20 protein-coding genes are annotated in these 22,431 nt (G+C 59.0%); 15 read left to right on the forward strand and 5 right to left on the reverse strand.

From position 1 onward, the window contains the following. Positions 1–52: 52 nt before the first annotated feature. A complete protein-coding gene (locus FHK92_RS07610) occupies positions 53–1,747 on the reverse strand; it encodes a lactate permease LctP family transporter (RefSeq protein ID WP_181287531.1) in 1,695 nt (564 codons plus the stop codon). A 263-nt stretch (positions 1,748–2,010) separates the two neighbouring features. Between FHK92_RS07610 and FHK92_RS07615 the strand changes: the two genes are divergently transcribed. Then, a complete protein-coding gene (locus tag FHK92_RS07615; protein WP_181287532.1) occupies positions 2,011–2,778 on the forward strand; it encodes a GntR family transcriptional regulator in 768 nt (255 codons plus the stop codon). Positions 2,779–2,899: 121 nt separating this feature from the next. On the opposite strand, the gene smpB is transcribed toward FHK92_RS07615, so the two are convergent. Next, positions 2,900–3,382 carry an SsrA-binding protein SmpB gene (gene smpB / locus FHK92_RS07620; protein ID WP_030139770.1) on the reverse strand — a complete coding sequence of 161 codons (483 nt, stop codon included), beginning with the start codon at positions 3,380–3,382 and terminating at the stop codon, positions 2,900–2,902. 118 nt (positions 3,383–3,500) lie between these two features. Between smpB and FHK92_RS07625 the strand changes: the two genes are divergently transcribed. Genes FHK92_RS07625 through FHK92_RS07635 form a run of 3 tightly spaced genes read left to right on the forward strand, consistent with a single transcriptional unit; the run spans position 3,501 to position 5,654 of the window. After that, positions 3,501–4,904, forward strand: coding sequence for a sodium-dependent transporter (locus tag FHK92_RS07625; protein ID WP_181287533.1), 1,404 nt, complete (start codon positions 3,501–3,503; stop codon positions 4,902–4,904). 7 nt (positions 4,905–4,911) lie between these two features. After that, positions 4,912–5,355: a type II toxin-antitoxin system RatA family toxin gene (locus tag FHK92_RS07630; protein WP_030139772.1), complete on the forward strand. Its 444-nt coding sequence runs from the start codon at positions 4,912–4,914 to the stop codon at positions 5,353–5,355. Next, a complete protein-coding gene (locus FHK92_RS07635) occupies positions 5,352–5,654 on the forward strand; it encodes an RnfH family protein (protein WP_181287534.1) in 303 nt (100 codons plus the stop codon). Before FHK92_RS07630 ends, FHK92_RS07635 begins: the two co-directional genes overlap by 4 nt. A gap of 58 nt (positions 5,655–5,712) precedes the next feature. Here FHK92_RS07635 and FHK92_RS07640 read toward each other — a convergent pair whose 3' ends face one another. After that, positions 5,713–6,240 carry an outer membrane protein assembly factor BamE gene (locus FHK92_RS07640; protein ID WP_181287535.1) on the reverse strand — a complete coding sequence of 176 codons (528 nt, stop codon included), beginning with the start codon at positions 6,238–6,240 and terminating at the stop codon, positions 5,713–5,715. A 97-nt stretch (positions 6,241–6,337) separates the two neighbouring features. Here FHK92_RS07640 and fur point away from each other — a divergent pair, with 97 nt between their 5' ends. Further along, positions 6,338–6,742 carry a ferric iron uptake transcriptional regulator gene (gene fur / locus FHK92_RS07645; RefSeq protein WP_030139775.1) on the forward strand — a complete coding sequence of 135 codons (405 nt, stop codon included), beginning with the start codon at positions 6,338–6,340 and terminating at the stop codon, positions 6,740–6,742. A gap of 75 nt (positions 6,743–6,817) precedes the next feature. Here fur and recN read toward each other — a convergent pair whose 3' ends face one another. Then, positions 6,818–8,491: a DNA repair protein RecN gene (recN, locus tag FHK92_RS07650; protein WP_181287536.1), complete on the reverse strand. Its 1,674-nt coding sequence runs from the start codon at positions 8,489–8,491 to the stop codon at positions 6,818–6,820. 241 nt (positions 8,492–8,732) lie between these two features. Between recN and grpE the strand changes: the two genes are divergently transcribed. The 8 genes from grpE to FHK92_RS07690 all read left to right on the forward strand — a co-directional run bounded on the left by grpE (position 8,733) and on the right by FHK92_RS07690 (position 19,253). Beyond that, positions 8,733–9,299, forward strand: a complete 567-nt coding sequence (grpE, locus tag FHK92_RS07655; RefSeq protein ID WP_181287537.1) for a nucleotide exchange factor GrpE — start codon at positions 8,733–8,735, stop codon at positions 9,297–9,299. Positions 9,300–9,400: 101 nt separating this feature from the next. Next, the gene (gene dnaK, locus FHK92_RS07660; protein WP_181287538.1) at positions 9,401–11,317 is read left to right on the forward strand and encodes a molecular chaperone DnaK; all 1,917 of its coding nucleotides are present in this window, start codon (positions 9,401–9,403) and stop codon (positions 11,315–11,317) included. Positions 11,318–11,681: 364 nt separating this feature from the next. Then, a complete protein-coding gene (dnaJ, locus tag FHK92_RS07665; protein WP_030139779.1) occupies positions 11,682–12,806 on the forward strand; it encodes a molecular chaperone DnaJ in 1,125 nt (374 codons plus the stop codon). 9 nt (positions 12,807–12,815) lie between these two features. Next, on the forward strand, positions 12,816–13,622 hold the full coding sequence (gene dapB, locus FHK92_RS07670) for a 4-hydroxy-tetrahydrodipicolinate reductase (RefSeq protein ID WP_181287539.1): 807 nt from the start codon (positions 12,816–12,818) through the stop codon (positions 13,620–13,622). A 255-nt stretch (positions 13,623–13,877) separates the two neighbouring features. After that, positions 13,878–15,014, forward strand: a complete 1,137-nt coding sequence (carA, locus tag FHK92_RS07675; protein ID WP_181287540.1) for a glutamine-hydrolyzing carbamoyl-phosphate synthase small subunit — start codon at positions 13,878–13,880, stop codon at positions 15,012–15,014. 105 nt (positions 15,015–15,119) lie between these two features. Continuing rightward, positions 15,120–18,341: a carbamoyl-phosphate synthase large subunit gene (gene carB, locus FHK92_RS07680; protein WP_181287541.1), complete on the forward strand. Its 3,222-nt coding sequence runs from the start codon at positions 15,120–15,122 to the stop codon at positions 18,339–18,341. A 2-nt stretch (positions 18,342–18,343) separates the two neighbouring features. Continuing rightward, positions 18,344–18,820: a transcription elongation factor GreA gene (gene greA, locus FHK92_RS07685; protein ID WP_030139783.1), complete on the forward strand. Its 477-nt coding sequence runs from the start codon at positions 18,344–18,346 to the stop codon at positions 18,818–18,820. Positions 18,821–18,848: 28 nt separating this feature from the next. Beyond that, on the forward strand, positions 18,849–19,253 hold the full coding sequence (locus tag FHK92_RS07690; RefSeq protein ID WP_181287542.1) for an MFS transporter: 405 nt from the start codon (positions 18,849–18,851) through the stop codon (positions 19,251–19,253). 10 nt (positions 19,254–19,263) lie between these two features. Here FHK92_RS07690 and FHK92_RS07695 read toward each other — a convergent pair whose 3' ends face one another. Next, positions 19,264–19,572, reverse strand: a complete 309-nt coding sequence (locus FHK92_RS07695; RefSeq protein ID WP_181287543.1) for a YhbY family RNA-binding protein — start codon at positions 19,570–19,572, stop codon at positions 19,264–19,266. A gap of 108 nt (positions 19,573–19,680) precedes the next feature. Here FHK92_RS07695 and rlmE point away from each other — a divergent pair, with 108 nt between their 5' ends. Together rlmE and ftsH are read left to right on the forward strand one after the other, a co-directional pair. Further along, positions 19,681–20,313, forward strand: a complete 633-nt coding sequence (gene rlmE / locus FHK92_RS07700) for a 23S rRNA (uridine(2552)-2'-O)-methyltransferase RlmE (protein WP_003177853.1) — start codon at positions 19,681–19,683, stop codon at positions 20,311–20,313. Positions 20,314–20,513: 200 nt separating this feature from the next. Next, positions 20,514–22,424 (forward strand): ATP-dependent zinc metalloprotease FtsH, encoded by a 1,911-nt coding sequence (ftsH, locus tag FHK92_RS07705; protein ID WP_181287544.1) that lies wholly within the window; start codon positions 20,514–20,516, stop codon positions 22,422–22,424. The last annotated feature ends 7 nt before the right edge of the window (positions 22,425–22,431 follow it).

Consider the following 22,431-nt stretch of genomic DNA (forward strand, 5'->3'; position numbering starts at 1 on the left):
CAGACGCCGAATCACGGGTCGGCGTCGGTTTTTCCAATGTTGCGCGTAGGATTTAATGAACCAGCATGCCGGTGAACCAGTAGGCCTGGGCCAATGTGATCAAGCCGACAATCGTTGCAAAGAATAGGCTGTGTTTCAGGGTGAAACGGAACAGATCCGATTCCTTGCCCACCAAGCCGGTGGCCGCGCAGGCCACGGCGATCGATTGTGGCGAGATCATCTTGCCGGTCACTCCGCCGCTGGTATTGGCCGCCACCAGCAAGGTGTCGTTGACGCCGATCTGGTGCGCGGTGGTGGCTTGCAGCGAGCTGAATAGCGCGTTGGACGACGTATCGGAACCGGTCAGGAACACGCCCAACCAACCCAGGAACGGCGAGAAGAACGGGAACGCCGCGCCAGTGCCGGCCAATACCAGGGCCATGGTCGAGGACATGCCGGAGTAGTTGGTGACGAACGCGAACGCCAGCACCATGCCGATGGACAGGATCGGCCAGCGCAACTCGAAAAGGGTCTCTTTGAAAGTGGTAAGACCAGTCTTGGCGTTGATTTTCAATACCAGCATCGAAATCAGCGCTGAGAAGAAAATCGCCGTGCCGGTGGCGGAAATCGGATCAAGCTTGAACACGGCCGGGATGGCGGTCGGATTCACCACGATGGGCGCGGATTTGATCACCAACTGATCCAGGTGCGGAATAGCGAAGTTGAACACCCAGGCGTACATCGAGCCGCCAGCGGCGAACATCGCTTTGAACGGTTTCAAGGTCCAGATCGTGACCAGCACGGTGAGAATCAGGAAAGGCGACCAGGCCTTGATGATTTCCCCCAGGCTGTAGGGTGACGCCACGGTGCTGCGCGGCTGGCCGAAACCGCCGGCGCTGGCGGTGATTGTTGCGCTGGAAGTGGCGCCCGCAATCTGCGCGCCTGCGGTGCGCTTGGGCTGCCAGACTTTCAGGAACAGCGTCAGGGAAATCAGGCTGGCCAGAGCGGACGTGATGTCCGGCAGTTCAGGGCCGATGAAGTTCGAGGTGAAGTACTGGGTGATGGCGAAGCTCAAGCCAGCCACCAGCGCCGCCGGCCAGGTTTCCCGCACGCCACGCAGGCCGTCCATCATGAACACCAGCCAGAACGGCACGAACAGCGACAGCAAAGGCAATTGGCGACCGGTCATCGCGCCGATCTTGAACGCGTCGATTCCGGTGACCTGCCCGGCCACGATGATCGGAATACCCAGCGCGCCAAAGGCTACCGGTGCCGTGTTGGCAATCAGGCACAGGCCAGCGGCATACAAGGGGTTGAAGCCCAGGCCGACCAGCAGGGCCGCGGTGATCGCCACGGGTGCGCCGAAACCGGCGGCACCTTCGAGGAATGCGCCGAAGCAAAAGCCGATCAACAGCACTTGCAGGCGTTGGTCATCGGTAATCGACAGCACCGAGCTGCGGATGACCTCGAACTGGCCGCTCTTGACCGTGAGTTTGTAGAGGAACACTGCGGCGACGATGATCCAGGCGATGGGCCACAAACCGTAGGCAAAACCATAGCCGGCGGCGGCGAAAGCCATGTCCGCAGGCATGTTGAATGCGAAGATCGCCACGGCAATCGCCAGGGCCAGGGTGATACTGCCGGCCACGTGTCCCTTCAGGCGAAACACCGCCAGGGCCAGGAAGAAAAACACGATGGGAATGACGGCCGCGAGTGCGGACAAGCCTAGGCTGCCGAGCGGGCTGTAAAGCTGTTGCCAGGTTTGCATATTGGGTGAGCCCCTAATTGTTGTTGGTCAGGCACTGGTCAGCGTTTATGGTTAATTGGTAATACCAATTTACAAGCGCTGTTGGCTAGGGTAAAAGCCTTGGTTGTCGTGTGTCAATTTGCCGCCCTGAAACTTTCGTCGAATAAGCGGAGCAGAGGGCATCTGATCCGTTCGTTCAAACGGCGTTTGATAGGTGTGGACGTGGCCCGGATGGGCCAGAATAGAGAGCCCGGCGAGCCGTCGGGATCGTGGAGAATTGAGTTATGGGGTTTGATCAGATTCGTCAGCGCCGTTTGTCTGACGATATTGTCGAGCGGCTTGAAGGCATGATCCTCGAGGGCACGCTGAAGTCAGGTGAGCGGCTGCCGGCCGAGCGGACCCTCGCCGATCAGTTCGGCGTTTCGCGGCCTTCACTGCGCGAAGCGATCCAGAAACTGGCGGCCAAGGGGCTTCTGGTCAGTCGCCAGGGCGGGGGGAATTATGTCGTCGAGTCGCTGGGATCGACGTTCAGCGATCCGCTGCTGCAACTATTGGAAAGCAATCCCGAGGCGCAGCGTGACTTGCTGGAATTTCGCCATACGCTTGAAGCCTCCTGCGCCTATTACGCAGCGTTGCGGGCCACTGAAGTCGATCGCGAGCGGCTGACGACGGCGTTCGAAGCGTTACAGGACTGTTATTCGCGCCATGAAGAAGTGAGTCGGGCGGAGGAGGGGGCGGCGGATGCGCGTTTCCATCTGGCGATCGCCGAGGCCAGCCATAACGCGGTTTTGCTGCACACCATTCGTGGGTTGTTCGACCTGCTCAAGCGCAACGTGGTGACCAACATTGGCGGCATGTACAAGCAGCGCAGCGAGACGCGCGACATGCTGATCAGTCAACATCGGGAGTTGTATCAAGCCATTATGGACGGGCACGCCGAGCTGGCGCGGGAAGTCTCCAGCCGACATATCCTGTATGTGCAGGAAGTCCTGGAAGAGGTGCGGCAGGAAGTGCAGCGGGTGGCGCGGGCGGAGCGGCGCAAGGGAATCTAAGCGTGCCCGCGAAACCTGTGGGAGTGAGCTTGCTCGCGATGGCGGTCTATCTGACACATCTACAGCGAATGTGACGACTTCATCGCGAGCAAGCTCGCTCCCACAGTCGATTTCGAGCTGGTTAGTCTTCCTTGCCCTTGTTGCGCACCGCGCGCTGCAACTCGCGACCGGCGTCGCGCTCGCGTTCGGTATCGCGCTTGTCGTATTCCTTCTTGCCCTTGCCCAGGGCAATTTCGCACTTGATCAAGTGCTTGCTCCAGTACAGCGACGTGCAGACGCACGCATAACCCTTCTGCTGCACGGAAGCGAAGAGCTTCTCCAGCTCGCGCTTGTTGAGCAGCAACTTGCGCGAGCGCACTGGGTCGGCAATGACGTGAGTGCTGGCGGTGGTCAGCGGCGTGATATGACTGCCCAGCAGCCAGGCTTCGCCGTCCTTGAGCAAGACATAACTGTCGACCAGTTGCGCCTTGCCAGCACGCAAGCTCTTTACTTCCCAGCCGGCCAGGACCATGCCAGCCTCGAAACGTTGTTCGATGAAGTAATCGTGTCGCGCCTTTTTATTTTGCGCGATGGTCCCTGTGGGGTGTTTCTTCTGTTTAGCCATAGGGGCGGCATTATAGGCAGTTGCGTGCGTGTCGGCTACGGTGAAGCGGTGTGCTTGAGCAGGTTGCGTGAATCCCGGACAATGCGGCCTCTTTTTTGAACGCTTGGGCGTGATCACGATGTCGACAGACAAGGTTTCTGTCCACGGCAGTTGGGCTAGCCGCTGGGTCTTCATACTCGCCGCGACCGGTTCGGCCGTGGGCCTGGGTAGTATCTGGAAGTTTCCGTACATGGTCGGCGTCTATGGCGGCGGGGCTTTCGTATTGATGTTCCTGGCATGCATCGCGCTTATCGGCGCGCCGGTCATGCTGGCGGAAACCTTGATCGGTCGTCGCGCCCGACAGAGCCCGGCCAATGCCTTGAAGGTATTGGCCGTGGAGGCAGGGCACTCGCCCAAGTGGTCATGGGGCGCGTTCGCCGGGATGATCACGGCGTTGCTGATCCTGTCCTTCTACAGCGTGGTGGGTGGCTGGTCGCTGGACTACATCATCGACATGGGGCGTGGGGATTTCCAGGGCGCGACGCCCGATCAAGTCGGTGCCTACTTCGGCAATGTGATCGCCGACCCGTGGAGGCTGACGCTTTGGCACACACTTTTCCTGGTGCTCTCTGCCGTGGTGATTGCCCGAGGCGTGGTCGCCGGGCTTGAGCGCAGCCTGCGGATCATGATGCCACTCCTGTTCGTGATGATCCTGGTGTTGCTGGGCTACAGCATGACCACGGGCCACTTCATGGAAGGCGTGCATTTCATGTTCGACTTCAAGCCGGAGAAAGTCATGGATGGCTTGTTGCCGGCCATGGGCCACGCATTTTTTTCCCTCAGCGTGGGAGTCGGCTCGATCATGATCTATGGCGCCTACATGCCGAAGAATGCGTCTCTGACCAAGACCGTTGTCGGGGTCGCGTTGCTGGACACCTTTGTATCGTTGTTGGCTGGGGTGGCATTGTTCCCGATTGTGTTTGCCGCCGGCCTGAACCCCAGCGAAGGGCCGGGATTGATGTTCGTCAGCCTGCCTTTTGCCTTCGGCAGCATGGCGTTCGGCCAAGTCATGGGGGTGGTGTTTTTTGTCCTGGTGGCTATCGCAGCCTGGAGTTCAGCCATTTCCCTGCTTGAGCCGATGGTGGCTTATCTTGTGGAACGAACCCGCCTGAGCCGCGCCTGGGTCACCTTCTGGCTGGCCTTTACTTGCTGGTTCGTGGGGCTGGGCACGGTTTTTTCCTTCAATATATGGAAGCAGGCAAAGTTTTTCGTGAACGAAGACGGCCTGTTCCACCTCTACCAGTGGGGAGCTGCCGGGGGACTGGATTTCTTCGGGGTGATTGATTTCTTTACATCGCGGATCATGCTGCCCTTGGGAGGTTTGTGTTTCGTGGTGTTTGCAGGGTGGGTCATGGGGCGCGAAGCCGTACGTGACGAGTTGTCGCTGCGCAGTCCGGTGCTGTTCGCCCTGAGCCTGTTCTTGATGCGCTATGTGGCGCCCATCGGCATTCTTGTAGTGTTTGCCGCCCAGCTGTGGAAGTGACGCTTGCATGACGACACATATTCAACGCTCGGCCTTGCTGCCTTATCCGGCGCAGGCGCTCTATGACCTGGTCAACGACGTGGCGAGTTATCCGCAGTTCCTGCCGTGGTGCTCGTCCGCCGAGGTGCTCGAAAGCTCCGAAACCCATATGCGCGCCAGTCTCAATGTCGCCAAGGGTGGATTGAGCCAGCATTTCGTCACTCGCAATACCTTGGTGCCGGGCCAGTCCATCGAGATGAACCTTGAAGAAGGCCCTTTCAATCAGCTCCATGGTGTATGGGTGTTCAAGCCGCTTGGCGAGAAGGCCTGCAAGATCAGCCTGGACCTGTCGTTCGATTACGCCGGGCCGCTAGTGCGGGCAACGTTGGGGCCGCTGTTCAATCAGGCGGCCAATACCCTGGTGGACGCGTTCTGCCAGCGGGCCAAGCAAAATGCCGAGCTCAAGCGTTGATCGAGATAGAAGTGGTGTACGCCGCTAGCGATCGCCAGGCGTTGCGCCCATTCAAGGTCGACGAAGGAACATCTGTTCGCGCCGCACTGATCGTGTCGGGCATCGCTGAGGAGTTTCCGGAGCTGGACCTGTCCACTTGCCCTGTCGGGATTTTTGGCAAGGTGGTTGCCGATCCGGACCAGCAAGTGGTCCAGCCGGCGGATCGGCTTGAGATTTATCGACCTTTGCTGGCTGATCCGAAGGAAATTCGTCGCCTGCGTGCGGCGAAGGCTGCCCAGGCGCGTCAGGCAGATCAATAGTCGGGCTGAATCGCAGGCAATAAAAAACCCGGCATGCCGGGTTTTTTCATGTCGCGATTTATTGCGGTGACGTATCCAGCGGCTCCGGAGTCGGCACAGGTACGGTCTCGACTTTGTCCACGTCTTTCTGGATCTGGTCCAGTAGCGAACCTGGCTTGGCCGGTTTTTCCGGTTTTGGCTGTTCGGCTTTCTGCGTCGGATCGGTGACGGTGGTGCCACTGTCCTTGCCCATGATGGCTTCATCACGGCTTACGCCCGGCATGAAATCACCCGACAGGCTGACAAGCTGATCATTGGCATTGAAGATAACGCTGATGCGTTCTTGTTGCCGCTCACCGCCGCCTGGCTGCAAGCTGTACAGGTAATCCCAGCGATCGGCATGGAACGTGTCGGTCAGCAGGGGGTTGCCCATGATAAACCGTACTTGCCGACGGGTCATTCCCGGGCGTAACTGGTCTATCATGTCCTGCGTGACGACATTGCCCTGCTGGATGTCGATTTTGTAAACCCCGGGGAATGAACAACCGGCGAGTGCGAGCAGTCCCACAAAGGTGAAACTGGTTAGCAAGAGCTTGGTGTTTTGCATCGGTGGGCGACTTCCACTATCTTGGCTGGGACAACGTAAACGCCGATCATACCCGCAATAAGAGAAGCTGCGAAGCAGCATCGCGAGAAAGCTGACCATGGTTGAAAATAGCGAACTACGCAAAGCCGGCCTCAAAGTGACCCTTCCAAGGGTCAAGATTCTGCAAATGCTCGATTCCGCAGAGCAACGCCACATGAGTGCCGAAGACGTCTACAAGGCGCTCATGGAAGCTGGCGAGGACGTCGGTCTGGCCACGGTTTACCGTGTCCTGACTCAGTTCGAAGCTGCGGGGCTGGTGGCTCGTCATAATTTTGATGGCGGTCATGCCGTCTTTGAATTGGCTGACGGGGAGCACCATGACCATATGGTGGATGTGGAAACCCGTGAAGTCATCGAATTCGTCAGTCCCGAAATCGAGAAGCTGCAAAAAGCGATTGCTGAAGAGTATGGTTTCGAGCTGATCGATCACCATCTCGTCTTGCATGTGCGCAAGCGCAAATAAGCTCGTCGCGGGACTCAATGCTCCCAAAACGAAAGAAGGCGGCCCTCGGGTCGCCTTCTTGCTTTGCGATGTCTTTTAGATTTTTGCCGCGATCACCATTTTCTTGGCATGCGCCAAGGACTCCTTGGTCAGGTCGATGCCACCCAGCATTCGTGCCACTTCTTCCACGCGTTCGTTTTTGTTGAGCTTGGACACAGCGGTACGAGTCGCATCTTCGCCACGCACCTTGTGGACAAAAAGATGCTGGTGTCCCTGGGCTGCGACCTGAGGCAGGTGGGTAACGGTCAGGACCTGGCCGCGTTCGCCCAACCTGCGGAGCAATTGGCCGACAATTTCCGCCGTCGGGCCGCCAATCCCTACGTCCACTTCGTCGAATACCAATGTAGGCACTCTTGAGGTTTGCGCGGTGATGACCTGGATAGCCAGGCTGATGCGCGACAGCTCGCCTCCGGACGCCACTTTGGCCAGCGCCTTGAGCGGCTGGCCAGGGTTGGCGCTGACCAGCAGCTCTACCTGCTCCAGTCCATTGGGCTGGAGTTCGTTGCCCGCGTTGGGGTGCAACTCGATGGTGAAGCGCCCGCCCGGCATGCCCAGTCGCTGGATCTCCTGCTCCACGGCATTGGCCAGTCCTGTCGCGGCCTGGCGGCGCAGTTGGCTGAGCTCATTGGCTTTTTCCTGATAATGACGCGCATAGGAAGCCAGCTCGTCGCCGAGGCGCTCGATGGATTCATCATTGGCGTTCAGGGATTCCAGCTCTTCCAGCAGGCGCTGCTGCAGCTCGACGACATCGGTCGGCTGGACGCGGTGCTTGCGGGCGAGCGTATAGATGGTATCCAGGCGTTCTTCCAGATATTGCAGGCGTGCCGGGTCGGCATCGAAATGATCGAGGAACCGGTTCAATTCCCCGACGGCTTCCTCGACCTGTATCTGTGCGCTGGTCAGCAGGTTCGTAGCTTCGTTCAGGGCGCCCACCGAGTTGCTGACGCTGGAAAGCCGGTTCAGGCTCGCTGTCAGGGCGTTGAGCACGTTTCCTGAATCGTTTTCGCTGCATTGTTCAACGACCTGACGGCAAATACCCAGCAGCGCCTCGGCGTTGGTCAGGTTCTTGTGTTCCTGTTCCAATTCCTCCAGCTCGTTTTCACCCAGGGCCAGGTTCTCCAACTCTTCCAGCTGGTAGCTCAGCAACTGGTGGCGAGCACGCTGTTCGTCGCCGGAGTTGGAGAGGCGATCCAGTTCCTGCCGGGTTTGCCGCCAGCGCTGGGCGGCCAGTTGAACCTGGCGTGCCAGGTCGGTGGCGCCTGCGTATTCGTCGAGCAGGCGGCGATGGGTGTCGGTCTTGAGCAGGGATTGATGTTCATGCTGGCTGTGAATATCAATCAGCAGCTCACCCAGGGCCTTGAGGTCGCCCAGTGGGCAGGGCGTGCCGTTGATGTAGCCTCGGGAGCGGCCCTCGGCGGTGATGACCCGGCGCAGGATGCACAGGCCATCGGTGTCCAGGTCGCGTTCAGCCAGCCATGTGCTGGCTTCGGGAATATCGACCAGGTCGAAGGTTGCCAGGATGTCGGCCTTGTCCGCTCCGGGACGCACCACGCCGCTATCGGCGCGGTCGCCCAGCGTCAGGCCCAGGGCGTCGAGCATGATCGACTTGCCCGCGCCGGTTTCACCGGTGATCACGCTCATGCCCCGATCGAGTTCGAGGTCGAGATGTTCGACGATGGCGTAGTTGTGTACGGACAGGTGCACCAGCATAAGGCCGCTCCCAGGCTTTAGGTCTGGTTATTTATACAGTGTTTTGTTTCGGGCTGACAATGCCTGCGCTTAGCTCGATTTGCTTGGCTGCGCGAGATTCTTAGTGCTGCGAGGAATGACCATGCTGCTGTCTTTTGTAGGGTTAATTCGTCAGGTGACCCTTGAAGCTTGAAAACCCGGCCCCATATACCGGGGCAGAAGCGCGAGTCGAGCTCGCGGACGAAGTTGAAAGGAGAAATCTATGGCTGACGAACAGACGCAGGACACGCAAAATCTAGACGCCAATCAGGCTCCCCAGGACTCGGGCGAAGACCTGTCGGCACGTGTACAAGTGCTCGAGGAGCAACTGGCCGGTGCGCAGGATCAGGCGTTGCGTGTAGCAGCCGATCTGCAGAACGTTCGCCGTCGCGCCGAGCAAGACGTAGAGAAGGCCCACAAGTTTGCCCTGGAGCGTTTCGCTGGCGATCTGCTGCCGATCATCGACAGCCTTGAGCGCGGCTTGGAGCTGTCCAATCCGGACGACGAGAACATCCGGCCGATGCGTGAAGGCATCGAGCTGACCCTGAAAATGTTCCAGGACACCCTCAAGCGCTATCAGCTTGAGGCGATCGATCCACACGGCGAACCCTTCAACGCCGAGCATCACCAGGCCATGGCGATGCAGGAAAGTGCGGACGTCGAGCCAAACAGCGTGCTGAAGGTTTTCCAGAAGGGCTACCTGCTCAACGGTCGTTTGCTGCGCCCGGCCATGGTTGTGGTCAGCAAGGCGCCGGCACCGGTTTCGCCCTCTATTGATGAGCAGGCTTGAAATCGGGCGCAACGGCCCCATTAAGAAGTCAAGCGTTTAAGTACTACCGCAGTTAGCCACCACTGCTGCGGCAAAAAAATTCAAGTTCCGGGAGAGTTAACATGGGCAAGATTATCGGTATCGACCTGGGGACCACCAACTCGTGCGTCTCCGTGCTGGAAAACGGCAAGGCCAAGGTTATTGAAAACGCTGAAGGCGCGCGCACCACGCCGTCGATCATCGCATACGCCAACGATGGCGAGATCCTGGTGGGCCAATCCGCCAAGCGTCAGGCTGTGACCAATCCGCATAACACCCTGTACGCGGTGAAGCGTCTGATCGGTCGCAAGTTCGACGAAGAAGTCGTTCAGAAAGACATCAAGATGGTGCCTTACAAGATCGCCAAGGCTGACAACGGCGACGCTTGGGTTGAAGTGAACGGCCAGAAAATGGCACCGCCACAGATCTCGGCTGAAATTCTGAAGAAAATGAAGAAAACCGCCGAAGACTATCTCGGCGAAGCGGTGACTGAAGCGGTCATCACTGTCCCTGCCTATTTCAACGACAGCCAGCGTCAGGCGACCAAAGACGCCGGCCGCATCGCAGGCCTGGACGTAAAGCGTATCATCAACGAACCTACCGCGGCGGCTCTGGCCTACGGCATGGACAAGGCCAAGGGCGATCACACCGTGATCGTTTATGACCTGGGTGGCGGTACTTTCGACGTTTCCGTGATCGAAATCGCGGAAGTTGATGGTGAGCACCAGTTCGAAGTGTTGGCCACCAACGGTGACACCTTCCTCGGTGGTGAAGACTTCGACATCCGCCTGATCGACTACCTCGTCGACGAGTTCAAGAAAGAAAGCGGCATGAACCTCAAGGGTGACCCGCTGGCCATGCAGCGCCTGAAAGAAGCCGCTGAAAAAGCCAAGATCGAACTGTCCTCGAGCCAGTCGACCGACGTGAACCTGCCGTACATCACCGCAGATGCTACCGGTCCTAAGCACCTGAACGTGAAAATCTCCCGCGCCAAGCTCGAAGCGCTGGTGGAAGACCTGGTTCAGCGCACCATCGAACCTTGCCGCATTGCGATGAAGGATGCCGGTATCGACGTGGGCTCGATCAATGACGTGATCCTGGTCGGCGGTCAGACCCGTATGCCACTGGTGCAGAAACTGGTTACCGATTTCTTCGGTAAAGAAGCTCGCAAGGACGTGAACCCTGACGAAGCCGTTGCCATGGGTGCAGCTATCCAGGGCGCCGTTCTGGCCGGTGACGTGAAAGACGTTCTGCTGCTGGACGTTAGTCCGCTGACCCTGGGTATCGAAACCATGGGTGGCGTGATGACCGCGCTGATCGAGAAAAACACCACGATTCCTACCAAGAAATCCCAGGTGTTCTCGACTGCCGATGACAACCAGGGCGCCGTGACCATCCACGTTCTGCAGGGCGAGCGCAAGCAAGCTGCTCAAAACAAGTCCCTGGGCAAGTTCGACTTGGCAGAGATTCCGCCAGCACCACGTGGCGTGCCACAGATCGAAGTGACCTTCGACATCGACGCGAACGGCATCCTGCACGTCGGCGCGAAAGACAAGGCGACCGGCAAGACCCAGTCGATCGTGATCAAGGCCAACTCCGGTCTGTCCGAGGAAGAAATTCAGCAGATGGTCCGCGATGCTGAAGTCAACGCCGAGGAAGACCGCAAGTTCGAAGAGCTGGCAAGCGCTCGCAACCAGGGCGATGCCTTGGTTCACTCGACTCGCAAGATGGTTGCCGATGCCGGCGACAAAGTGACCGCTGAAGAGAAAGCCGCTATCGAGGCGGCCGTGGTTGCCCTTGAAGCGGCTGTCAAAGGTGACGACAAAGCGGCCATCGAGGCGAAGATCGAAGAGCTGTCGAAAGTCTCCGCTCCAGTGGCTCAGAAGATGTACGCCGAGCAGGCTCAGCCAGCTGAAGGCGCCGCGCAGCAAGGCGAATCGGCGGAAAAAGCCGACGACGTCGTCGACGCTGAGTTCGAAGAAGTGAAAGACAACAAGTAATCGCTTGTTGGTCGGCCGGTTGACTGCATTTGTGCGGTGGCTGGTAGGATGTCGCCGCGCGGGAGCTTGCTCCCGCGTTGGCGTGTCTGGAGCCAGCGAATTTTTACAACATGCGACAGTGTTCGGGTGTTGGCGGTGTGTTCGGGAATGCTCCTGCTTTTCGGGCGATGAGCACCGCATTTTGGCCGGGGCCCTGGCTGAAAGATTTGGTTGTAGGAGACGTCGCGCAGGCACTTTTCCTACAAAGCCTACGACCAGGATCGTTGAATTGACGTGAGTTGGGTCCGGGCCTGTATTGGGGCTCAACGAGTTTGGCAAGGTTCAGGAGAGGTTTGCCGAACGTCCTATAAGAGTGCAAAGACTAATGGCAAAGCGTGATTTTTACGAAGTATTGGGTGTCGAGCGCGGTGCCAGCGAGGCAGAGCTGAAAAAGGCTTATCGTCGCCTGGCGATGAAGCATCACCCGGACCGTAATCCCGGCGACAAAGCGTCGGAAGAGATGTTCAAGGAAGCCAACGAGGCTTACGAAGTTCTGTCCGACTCCAGTAAGCGTGCGGCCTACGACCAGTACGGTCATGCCGGTGTCGACCCGAGCATGGGCGGTGGTGGCGCCGGTTTCGGCGGTCAGAATTTCTCCGACATCTTCGGCGATGTTTTCAGCGATTTCTTCGGTGGCGGTCGCGGCGGTGCCCGTGGTGGCGCCCAGCGTGGCAGTGACCTGCGCTACACGCTGGAGCTGAATCTGGAAGAGGCGGTGCGCGGTACGACGGTCAATATTCGTGTGCCGACGCTGGTCAACTGCAAACCGTGCGATGGCTCGGGAGCCAAGAAAGGTTCGTCGCCCGTGACCTGCCCGACATGCGGCGGTATCGGCCAGGTTCGCATGCAGCAGGGTTTCTTCTCGGTACAGCAGACCTGCCCGCGTTGCCATGGCCAAGGCAAGATCATTTCCGACCCGTGCGATTCCTGCCACGGCGAAGGGCGTGTGGAAGAGTACAAGACGCTGTCGGTCAAAGTGCCGGCGGGTGTCGACACCGGTGACCGCATTCGCTTGTCCGGTGAGGGCGAGGCGGGGGCCCAGGGCGGTCCGACTGGCGACTTGTATGTCGTGATCAACGTGCGCGAGCACGCGATCTTCCAGCGCGACGGCAAGCACCTGTTCTGTGAAGTGCCGATCAGCTTTGTCGATGCGGCCTTGGGTGGCGAGCTTGAGATCCCGACCCTCGACGGTCGCGTCAAGCTGAAGATCCCCGAAGGTACGCAGACCGGCAAACAGTTCCGGATTCGCGGCAAGGGCGTCGCGCCAGTGCGTGGCGGTGGAGCAGGCGACCTGATGTGCCGTGTGGCGGTGGAAACCCCGGTCAACCTGAGCCGACGCCAGCGTGAGTTGCTTGAAGAATTCCGCAGTTCCCTTGCGGATGACAACAGCCACTCGCCAAAAACCACTGGCTGGTTCGAAGGCGTGAAGCGCTTCTTCGGCGATCTCTAAGGAGTCCGCATGCGACGTATAGCAGTGATGGGCGCCGCCGGGCGCATGGGCAAGGCGTTGGTCGAGGCGGTGCAACAGCGTTCACCGCTGTCGGGGCTGACGGCCGCCATCGTCCGGCCCGACAGTACCCTGGTTGGCGCCGACGCTGGCGAATTGGCCTCGATCGGGCGTATTGGCGTGCCGATGTCCGGTGGGCTGGAAAAGGTGATCGACGAATTTGACGTCCTCGTTGATTTCACCTTGCCGGAAGTCATGCTGAAAAACCTTGCCATCTGCCGCAAGGCAGGCAAAGCCATGGTTATCGGTACGACCGGTCTTGATGCTGCGCAGAAGCAATTGCTGGCCGAAGCTGGCAAGGACATTCCAATCGTCTTTGCGGCGAATTTCAGCGTGGGCGTGAACCTTTCGCTCAAATTGCTCGACTTGACGGCGCGGGTCTTGGGTGACGATGCGGATATCGAGATCATCGAGGCGCATCACCGGCACAAGATCGATGCGCCTTCGGGCACGGCCTTGCGCATGGGTGAAGTGATTGCCGATGCGCTGGGGCGCGATCTGCAACAGGTGGCCGTGTATGGTCGCGAAGGGCATACCGGTGCTCGCGAGCGCGACACCATCGGCTTCGCGACCGTGCGGGGTGGTGACGTGGTGGGCGACCATACCGTGTTGTTCGCCACCGAAGGCGAGCGCCTGGAGATCACCCACAAGGCATCGAGCCGGATGACCTTCGCCAAGGGCGCCGTGCGTGCCGCGTTGTGGCTGGATGGGCGCGAGCCTGGTTTGTACGACATGCAGGACGTTCTCGACCTGCGTTGATGCCCCTCAAGGCGGGGTTCAGGTTATACTGAGCCCCGTTTTGCACCGCCTCGCGACGGCCTGTCGCATTCCTCTGCCTTTAAGGCTCATTAGCGGTGGACCAAAAAAGCCTTTTTCTGTAAGCTACAGCTTTAGTGTGTCCACTAAAAGCGCGCAGAATAATTCAGTGAACAAGCGGGGTGACGTGTCCATACGTCACTCCGCTTTTTTACAACCTGCGATCGCCCTTTCAGGCTTTATTTACGGGAGGTCTTCTTGACTAAGCCAGCCATACTCGCCCTTGCTGATGGCAGCATTTTTCGCGGCGAAGCCATTGGAGCCGACGGTCAGACCGTTGGTGAGGTGGTGTTTAACACCGCAATGACCGGCTATCAGGAAATTCTTACCGATCCTTCCTACGCCCAACAAATCGTTACCCTGACTTATCCGCACATCGGCAACACCGGCACCACGCCGGAAGACGCCGAGTCTGATCGCGTCTGGTCCGCTGGCCTGGTCATCCGTGACTTGCCGCTGGTAGCGAGCAACTGGCGTAACACGATGTCCCTGTCCGATTACCTGAAAGCCAACAACGTCGTGGCGATCGCCGGTATCGACACCCGCCGCCTGACCCGCATCCTTCGGGAAAAAGGCGCGCAGAACGGCTGCATCATGGCCGGCGACAACATTTCCGAAGAAGCCGCCATCGCCGCTGCCCAAGGTTTTCCTGGCCTCAAGGGCATGGACTTGGCGAAAGTCGTCAGCACCAAGGCGCAGTACGAATGGCGCTCCACGGTCTGGGATCTGAAGACCGACAGTCACGCGACGATCGAGGCTTCCGAGCTGCCATACCACGTGGTTGCCTACGACTACGGCGTCAAGCTGAACATCCTGCGCATGCTGGTCGAGCGCGGTTGCCGCGTCACCGTGGTGCCGGCGCAAACTCCGGCCGCCGACGTCCTGGCGCTCAAGCCAGATGGTGTGTTCCTGTCCAACGGTCCGGGTGACCCGGAGCCTTGCGACTACGCGATCCAGGCGATCAAGGATGTGCTGGAAACCGAGATCCCGGTCTTCGGCATCTGCCTCGGTCACCAACTGTTGGCCCTCGCTTCGGGCGCCAAGACCTTGAAAATGGGTCATGGCCACCACGGTGCCAACCACCCGGTCCAGGACCTGGACACCGGCGTGGTGATGATCACCAGCCAGAACCACGGTTTTGCCGTGGATGAGGCGACCCTGCCGGCCAACGTTCGTGCGATCCACAAATCGCTGTTCGACGGCACGCTGCAAGGCATCGAGCGTACCGACAAGAGCGCGTTCAGCTTCCAGGGCCACCCTGAAGCGAGCCCGGGCCCGAACGATGTGGCGCCGCTGTTCGATCGCTTCATCAATGAGATGGCCAAGCGACGCTGACCGCGTGAAGCCCGAGGGCGGCCCCGAAAGCGGCGGCCCCCACGGGCGCTTCAAAGATTGTTCGACGGCCTAGCCGACTGACCTGCGGATTTGAGTGACAAACCCATGCCAAAACGTACAGACATAAAAAGCATCCTGATTCTTGGCGCTGGCCCGATCGTGATCGGCCAGGCCTGCGAATTCGACTACTCCGGCGCCCAGGCCTGCAAAGCCCTGCGCGAAGAGGGCTACCGCGTCATCCTGGTGAACTCCAACCCGGCCACCATCATGACCGACCCGGCCATGGCCGACGCCACCTACATCGAGCCGATCAAATGGCAGACCGTTGCCAAGATCATCGAGAAGGAGCGCCCGGACGCGCTGCTGCCGACCATGGGTGGCCAGACTGCGCTGAACTGCGCCCTGGACCTGGAGCGCGAAGGCGTCCTGGAGAAGTTCGGTGTGGAAATGATCGGTGCCAACGCCGACACCATCGACAAGGCCGAAGACCGTTCGCGTTTCGACAAGGCAATGAAATCCATCGGCCTGGACTGTCCTCGCTCGGGCATCGCCCACAGCATGGAAGAAGCCAACGCCGTCCTGGAGCGCCTGGGCTTCCCGTGCATCATCCGTCCGTCCTTCACCATGGGCGGCACCGGTGGTGGTATCGCCTACAACCGTGAGGAATTCGAAGAAATCTGCGCCCGTGGTCTCGACTTGTCGCCGACCAAGGAGCTGCTGATCGACGAATCCCTGATCGGCTGGAAAGAATATGAAATGGAAGTTGTCCGCGACAAAAAGGACAACTGCATCATCGTCTGCTCCATCGAGAACTTTGACCCGATGGGCGTGCACACCGGTGACTCGATCACCGTCGCGCCGGCCCAGACCCTGACCGACAAGGAATACCAGATCCTGCGTAACGCCTCCCTGGCGGTACTGCGCGAGATCGGCGTGGAAACCGGCGGCTCCAACGTCCAGTTCGGCATCTGCCCGAATACCGGTCGCATGGTGGTCATCGAGATGAACCCGCGGGTATCCCGTTCTTCGGCCCTGGCGTCGAAAGCCACCGGTTTCCCGATCGCCAAGGTCGCCGCCAAGCTGGCCGTGGGCTACACCCTGGACGAGCTGTCGAACGACATCACCGGCGGCAAGACCCCGGCGTCCTTCGAGCCGTCCATCGATTACGTTGTGACCAAGCTGCCACGCTTCGCCTTCGAGAAATTCGCCAAGGCCGATGCCCGCTTGACCACTCAAATGAAGTCGGTCGGTGAAGTCATGGCCATCGGCCGGACCTTCCAGGAGTCCCTGCAGAAAGCCCTTCGCGGTCTGGAAGTAGGCGTCTGCGGCCTCGATCCGAAGCTGGACCTGAACGATCCGGAAAGCATGAGCGTGCTCAAGCGCGAGCTGACCGTGCCGGGTGCCGAGCGTATCTGGTACGTGGCCGATGCCTTCCGTGCCGGCATGACCGTCGAGCAGATCTTCGGCATGAACATGATCGACCCTTGGTTCCTGGTGCAGATTGAAGATCTGATCAAGGAAGAAGAGAAGGTCAAGACCCTGGGCATGTCCAGCATCGACCGCGACATGATGTTCCGCCTCAAGCGCAAAGGCTTCTCCGACATGCGCCTGGCCAAGTTGCTGGGTGTGACCGAGAAGAGCCTGCGCGCTCATCGTCACAAGCTGGAAGTGTTCCCGGTCTACAAGCGCGTCGACACCTGCGCGGCCGAGTTCGCCACCGACACTGCTTATCTATATTCCACCTACGAAGAAGAGTGCGAAGCCGCGCCTTCGACCCGGGACAAGATCATGATCCTGGGTGGCGGTCCTAACCGGATCGGCCAGGGCATCGAGTTCGACTACTGCTGCGTGCACGCGGCACTGGCCCTGCGCGACGACGGTTACGAGACCATTATGGTCAACTGCAACCCGGAAACCGTCTCCACTGACTACGACACCTCCGATCGCCTGTACTTCGAGCCAGTGACCCTGGAAGACGTGCTGGAAATCGTCCGCGTCGAGAAGCCAAAAGGCGTGATCGTTCAGTACGGCGGCCAGACCCCGCTGAAACTGGCTCGTGCCCTTGAAGCCGCTGGCGTGCCGATCATCGGCACCAGCCCGGATGCCATCGACCGCGCCGAAGACCGTGAGCGCTTCCAGCAGATGGTTGAGCGCTTGAACCTGCGTCAGCCGCCAAACGCCACCGTGCGCAGCGAAGACGAAGCGATTCGTGCCGCGGCCAAGATCGGTTATCCGTTGGTGGTGCGTCCCTCCTATGTACTGGGCGGCCGTGCGATGGAAATCGTTTATCAGGAAGACGAGCTCAAGCGTTACTTGCGTGAAGCGGTGCAAGTATCCAACGACAGCCCGGTGCTGCTGGACCACTTCCTGAACTGCGCCATCGAGATGGACGTGGATGCGGTCAGCGACGGCAAGGACGTGGTGATCGGTGCGATCATGCAGCACATCGAGCAGGCCGGTGTTCACTCCGGTGACTCCGCGTGCTCGCTGCCGCCGTACTCGCTTCCAGCGCACATCCAGGATGAGATGCGTGAGCAGGTCAAGAAAATGGCCCTGGAACTGGGCGTTATTGGTCTGATGAACGTGCAGTTGGCGTTGCAGGGCGAAGACATCTACGTCATCGAAGTGAACCCGCGTGCTTCCCGTACCGTGCCGTTCGTTTCCAAATGCATCGGTGTTTCCCTGGCAATGATCGCTGCACGGGTCATGGCTGGCAAAACCCTGAAAGAGCTGGGTTTCACCAAGGAAATCATTCCGAACTTCTATAGCGTGAAAGAGGCGGTGTTCCCGTTCGCCAAGTTTCCCGGCGTGGACCCGATCCTCGGCCCTGAAATGAAGTCCACCGGTGAAGTGATGGGTGTGGGCGATACGTTCGGTGAAGCCTTCGCCAAGGCGCAGATGGGCGCCAGCGAAGTATTGCCGACGGGCGGCACGGCGTTCATCAGCGTGCGTGATGACGACAAGCCACTGGTTGCAGGTGTGGCCCGTGATCTGATCAACTTGGGCTTCGAAGTGGTTGCCACTGCCGGCACCGCCAAGCTGATCGAGGCGGCGGGGCTGAAAGTGCGCCGCGTGAACAAAGTGACCGAGGGTCGTCCTCACGTGGTCGATATGATCAAGAATGACGAAGTCACGCTGATCATCAACACCACGGAAGGTCGCCAGTCGATCGCCGATTCCTACTCCATTCGTCGCAACGCGCTGCAGCATAAGATCTACTGCACCACGACCATTGCTGCGGGCGAAGCGATCTGCGAAGCGCTCAAGTTCGGTCCCGAGAAGACCGTACGTCGCTTGCAGGATCTACATGCAGGATTGAAGGCATGAGCATAACCAAGTACCCGATGACTGTTCAGGGCGCGAAGGCCCTGGAGGAAGAACACGCTTTCCTGACCAAGGTCGAGCGCCCGCGCTTGAGCCAGGCTATTGGTGAAGCGCGTGAGCTGGGCGACCTGAAGGAAAACGCCGAATACCACGCTGCCCGAGAGGAGCAGGGGATGGTCGAGGCGCGTGTCCGTGACATCGAAGGCCGTATGCAGAATGCGGTGATCATCGATGTCACGACGATTCCACATACTGGCAAGGTCATCTTTGGCACCACGGTGGAAATCGCCAACGTCGAGACCGATGAAAGCGTGACCTACCAGATCGTTGGCGAAGACGAGGCAGACATCAAGCTCGGCAAGATTTCAGTCGGCTCGCCCATCGCTCGCGCCTTGATTGCCAAGGAAGAGGGTGATGTGGTCGCTGTGAAGACGCCCGGTGGTGTCATCGAGTATGAGATTGTCGAAGTCCGTCACATCTGAGCGAAGGCGCCCGCTGCGAGCCGGCGCCATGATCTGGCAGCTCACCCAGATGTTATGGGTGGGCGGCATCTGGTTGTTACACATCGGTTTGCTGCCGGTGCTGGGTCGAGTTGGCCTGGCACCGCTGCTCATCGACGAAATCGCTGGCATGCTGACGGCGCTGCTGGTGGCGTTTTCCGCGGCGTGTGTGATGTTTCAGGCTTTGGTGCTGGTTCAGGCCGAGGGCCTTGCCAGTCTATGGCGCGACATCCGTGGGCAATTGTTGCTCATGTCGTTGTACGCGTGCGGGATGTTCTTTGCTGTGCATCTCGGCTGGCCGGATGCGAGCCAGTGGCAGGTATTCAGTTACCTGGTGCTGGGCTTTTCCGGATTGGTGCTTGTATTGCAACCCGTTCCTGGCTGGAGTGGCAGGGCGCGCGAAGCGCACCCTTGACCCTTTGATATCACTTGAAGCGGTGAACGTTCGACAACTGCTTGTTGACGCTGAAATTCTTGCGATAAATCAGCGCCATCTTGCCGATGACCTGCACGAGGTCTGCCTTTCCGACTTTGCACAGTTCGGCAACAGCAGCCAGGCGGGCTTCGCGGTCGAGGATGTTGAGCTTGATCTTGATCAGCTCGTGATCGCCCAAGGCGCGTTCCAATTCGGCGAGCACACCTTCAGTCAAACCGTTGTCAGCCACAGTCAAAACCGGTTTCAGATGGTGGCCGATGGATTTGTATTGTTTCTTCTGCTCTTGAGTGAGCGGCATAATCTGACCCCTGCGTCTGATCTTGTAAAAAGCGGCGGCCAGTTTACCCGAGCGAGTCCGGGACCGCCCAGTTAATCACGATCGGTTTTATTTTTTTAGAGGTGGCCCGTGGCCCGTTCCAAGACAAGTCTTAAGTGGCTGCAAGAGCATTTCAACGACCCATTCGTGAAAATGGCGCAAAAAGACGGGTATCGTTCCCGTGCCAGCTACAAGCTGCTGGAGATTCAGGAAAGAGACCGTTTGATCCGTCCAGGCATGAGCGTGATCGACTTGGGCGCCGCCCCGGGTGGCTGGTCCCAAGTGACCAGTCGTCTGATTGGTGGGCAAGGCACACTGATCGCTTCCGATATCCTGGAAATGGACAGCATCCCGGATGTGACCTTCATTCAGGGCGACTTTACCGAGGACGCGGTACTGGCGCAGATTCTTGAAGCGGTTGGAAAAAACGAGGTGGACCTTGTGATTTCCGATATGGCCCCCAATATGAGTGGATTGGCATCTGTTGATATGCCTCGATCGATGTTCCTGTGCGAGTTGGCACTGGATCTTGCGACTCGGGTGTTGAAGCCGGGTGGTGATTTTTTGATCAAGGTCTTCCAGGGCGAAGGCTTCGACGAATACCACAAGAGTGTGCGCAAGCAGTTCGAGAAGGTCACGACGCGCAAGCCGAAATCATCGCGTGATCGCTCCCGTGAGCAGTACCTGCTGGGCCGTGGTTTCCGTGGTCGCAGTGAGGAATAAGGGATTTTTCGACCGGGGCGATAGGTTTTTCGTATTTCGTCCCGTGAGCATTAGCGAATATTGTGTAGAAAGTGTTTCACAAAGGGTTACAGACGGCGCCTGCCAGAGTCGTAGGTAATGTAGTAAGTTAGGCCGGTGAATATCATGCGAAGCGCGCGCCAGTAGCGGAGCTTGCTTCAGAGGGTAGTTAATTGAACGATATGGCAAAGAATCTGATCCTGTGGTTGATCATCGCCGCTGTCCTGGTGACCGTGATGAACAACTTCTCCAGCCCTAACGAGCCGCAGACCCTCAACTATTCCGACTTCATCCAGCAGGTCAAGGATGGCAAGGTCGAGCGCGTAGCCGTTGATGGCTATGTGATTACCGGCAAGCGCACCGATGGCGACAGCTTCAAGACCATTCGTCCGGCTATTCAGGACAATGGGCTGATCGGCGACCTGGTGGACAACCATGTCGTGGTCGAAGGCAAGCAGCCTGAACAGCAAAGTATCTGGACCCAGCTCCTGGTCGCGAGTTTTCCGATCCTGGTGATCATCGCGGTGTTCATGTTCTTCATGCGCCAGATGCAGGGCGGAGCGGGCGGTAAAGGCGGGCCGATGAGCTTTGGCAAGAGCAAAGCGCGGTTGCTGTCCGAAGACCAGGTCAAGACCACCCTTGCCGATGTCGCTGGTTGCGACGAGGCCAAGGAAGAGGTCGGTGAGCTGGTTGAATTCCTTCGCGATCCGGGCAAGTTCCAGCGCCTGGGTGGTCGTATTCCGCGTGGCGTGCTGATGGTTGGCCCGCCTGGTACCGGTAAGACCTTGCTGGCCAAGGCGATCGCTGGTGAAGCGAAAGTGCCGTTCTTCACGATTTCCGGTTCCGACTTCGTTGAAATGTTCGTTGGCGTAGGCGCTAGCCGTGTTCGCGACATGTTCGAACAAGCCAAGAAGCATGCACCCTGCATTATCTTCATCGATGAAATCGACGCCGTCGGTCGCCATCGTGGTGCCGGCATGGGCGGCGGTCACGATGAGCGCGAACAGACTCTCAACCAGTTGCTGGTCGAGATGGACGGTTTTGAAATGAACGACGGGATCATTGTGATCGCGGCTACCAACCGTCCTGACGTGCTCGACCCTGCGCTGTTGCGTCCAGGGCGTTTCGACCGTCAGGTCGTGGTGGGGTTGCCGGATATCCGTGGTCGCGAGCAGATCCTGAAAGTCCACATGCGCAAGGTGCCAATGGGCGATGACGTCGCCCCAGGCGTGATCGCTCGTGGTACGCCGGGCTTCTCCGGTGCCGACCTGGCCAACCTGGTGAACGAAGCGTCTTTGTTTGCAGCCCGTTCCGGCAAGCGCATCGTGGAAATGAAAGAGTTCGAGTTGGCCAAGGACAAGATCATGATGGGCGCCGAGCGCAAATCCATGGTCATGTCGGAGAAAGAAAAGCAGAACACCGCTTACCACGAGGCGGGTCACGCCATCGTCGGGCGTGTGGTGCCTGAACATGATCCGGTGTACAAGGTTTCGATCATTCCGCGTGGTCGTGCGCTGGGTGTGACCATGTTCCTGCCGGAAGAAGATCGCTACAGCCTGTCCAAACGTGCATTGATCAGCCAGATCTGTTCGCTGTATGGCGGTCGTATCGCCGAAGAAATGACCCTGGGCTTCGATGGTGTAACGACCGGCGCGTCGAATGACATCATGCGCGCTAGCCAGATCGCTCGGAATATGGTGACCAAATGGGGGCTTTCCGAGAAGCTTGGGCCGTTGATGTACGCGGAGGAAGAAGGTGAAGTATTCCTCGGTCGCGGTGGTAGTGGCCAGCATGCGAGCTTCTCAGGCGAGACAGCCAAGCTGATCGACTCTGAAGTGCGCAGCATCATCGACCAGTGCTACGGTACCGCGAAGCAGATTCTCACGGATAATCGTGACAAGCTGGACGCGATGGCTGATGCCCTGATGAAGTACGAAACCATCGATGCCGAGCAGATCGACGACATCATGGCTGGGCGTCCGCCTCGTGAGCCTCGTGACTGGTCGGGTGGCACAGGTTCTTCCGGTACGCCGCCGGCGGTACAGGGCGAGCGTCCGGAAACACCGATCGGCGGTCCGGCTGCCGACGTTTAAGGCTTGA

This window comes from Pseudomonas brassicacearum subsp. neoaurantiaca (assembly GCF_013608025.1).
GTDB lineage: Bacteria > Pseudomonadota > Gammaproteobacteria > Pseudomonadales > Pseudomonadaceae > Aquipseudomonas.

Bases quoted from the DNA above. Each gene is read 5' to 3' on its own strand.
- FHK92_RS07610 (WP_181287531.1), bottom strand. From the start codon at position 1,747: ATGCAAACCTGGCAACAGCTTTACAGCCCGCTCGGCAGCCTAGGCTTG.
- FHK92_RS07615 (WP_181287532.1), top strand. From the start codon at position 2,011: ATGGGGTTTGATCAGATTCGTCAGCGCCGTTTGTCTGACGATATTGTC.
- smpB (WP_030139770.1), bottom strand. From the start codon at position 3,382: ATGGCTAAACAGAAGAAACACCCCACAGGGACCATCGCGCAAAATAAA.
- FHK92_RS07625 (WP_181287533.1), top strand. From the start codon at position 3,501: ATGTCGACAGACAAGGTTTCTGTCCACGGCAGTTGGGCTAGCCGCTGG.
- FHK92_RS07630 (WP_030139772.1), top strand. From the start codon at position 4,912: ATGACGACACATATTCAACGCTCGGCCTTGCTGCCTTATCCGGCGCAG.
- FHK92_RS07640 (WP_181287535.1), bottom strand. From the start codon at position 6,240: ATGCAAAACACCAAGCTCTTGCTAACCAGTTTCACCTTTGTGGGACTG.
- fur (WP_030139775.1), top strand. From the start codon at position 6,338: ATGGTTGAAAATAGCGAACTACGCAAAGCCGGCCTCAAAGTGACCCTT.
- recN (WP_181287536.1), bottom strand. From the start codon at position 8,491: ATGCTGGTGCACCTGTCCGTACACAACTACGCCATCGTCGAACATCTC.
- grpE (WP_181287537.1), top strand. From the start codon at position 8,733: ATGGCTGACGAACAGACGCAGGACACGCAAAATCTAGACGCCAATCAG.
- dnaK (WP_181287538.1), top strand. From the start codon at position 9,401: ATGGGCAAGATTATCGGTATCGACCTGGGGACCACCAACTCGTGCGTC.
- dnaJ (WP_030139779.1), top strand. From the start codon at position 11,682: ATGGCAAAGCGTGATTTTTACGAAGTATTGGGTGTCGAGCGCGGTGCC.
- dapB (WP_181287539.1), top strand. From the start codon at position 12,816: ATGCGACGTATAGCAGTGATGGGCGCCGCCGGGCGCATGGGCAAGGCG.
- carB (WP_181287541.1), top strand. From the start codon at position 15,120: ATGCCAAAACGTACAGACATAAAAAGCATCCTGATTCTTGGCGCTGGC.
- FHK92_RS07690 (WP_181287542.1), top strand. From the start codon at position 18,849: ATGATCTGGCAGCTCACCCAGATGTTATGGGTGGGCGGCATCTGGTTG.
- FHK92_RS07695 (WP_181287543.1), bottom strand. From the start codon at position 19,572: ATGCCGCTCACTCAAGAGCAGAAGAAACAATACAAATCCATCGGCCAC.
- ftsH (WP_181287544.1), top strand. From the start codon at position 20,514: ATGGCAAAGAATCTGATCCTGTGGTTGATCATCGCCGCTGTCCTGGTG.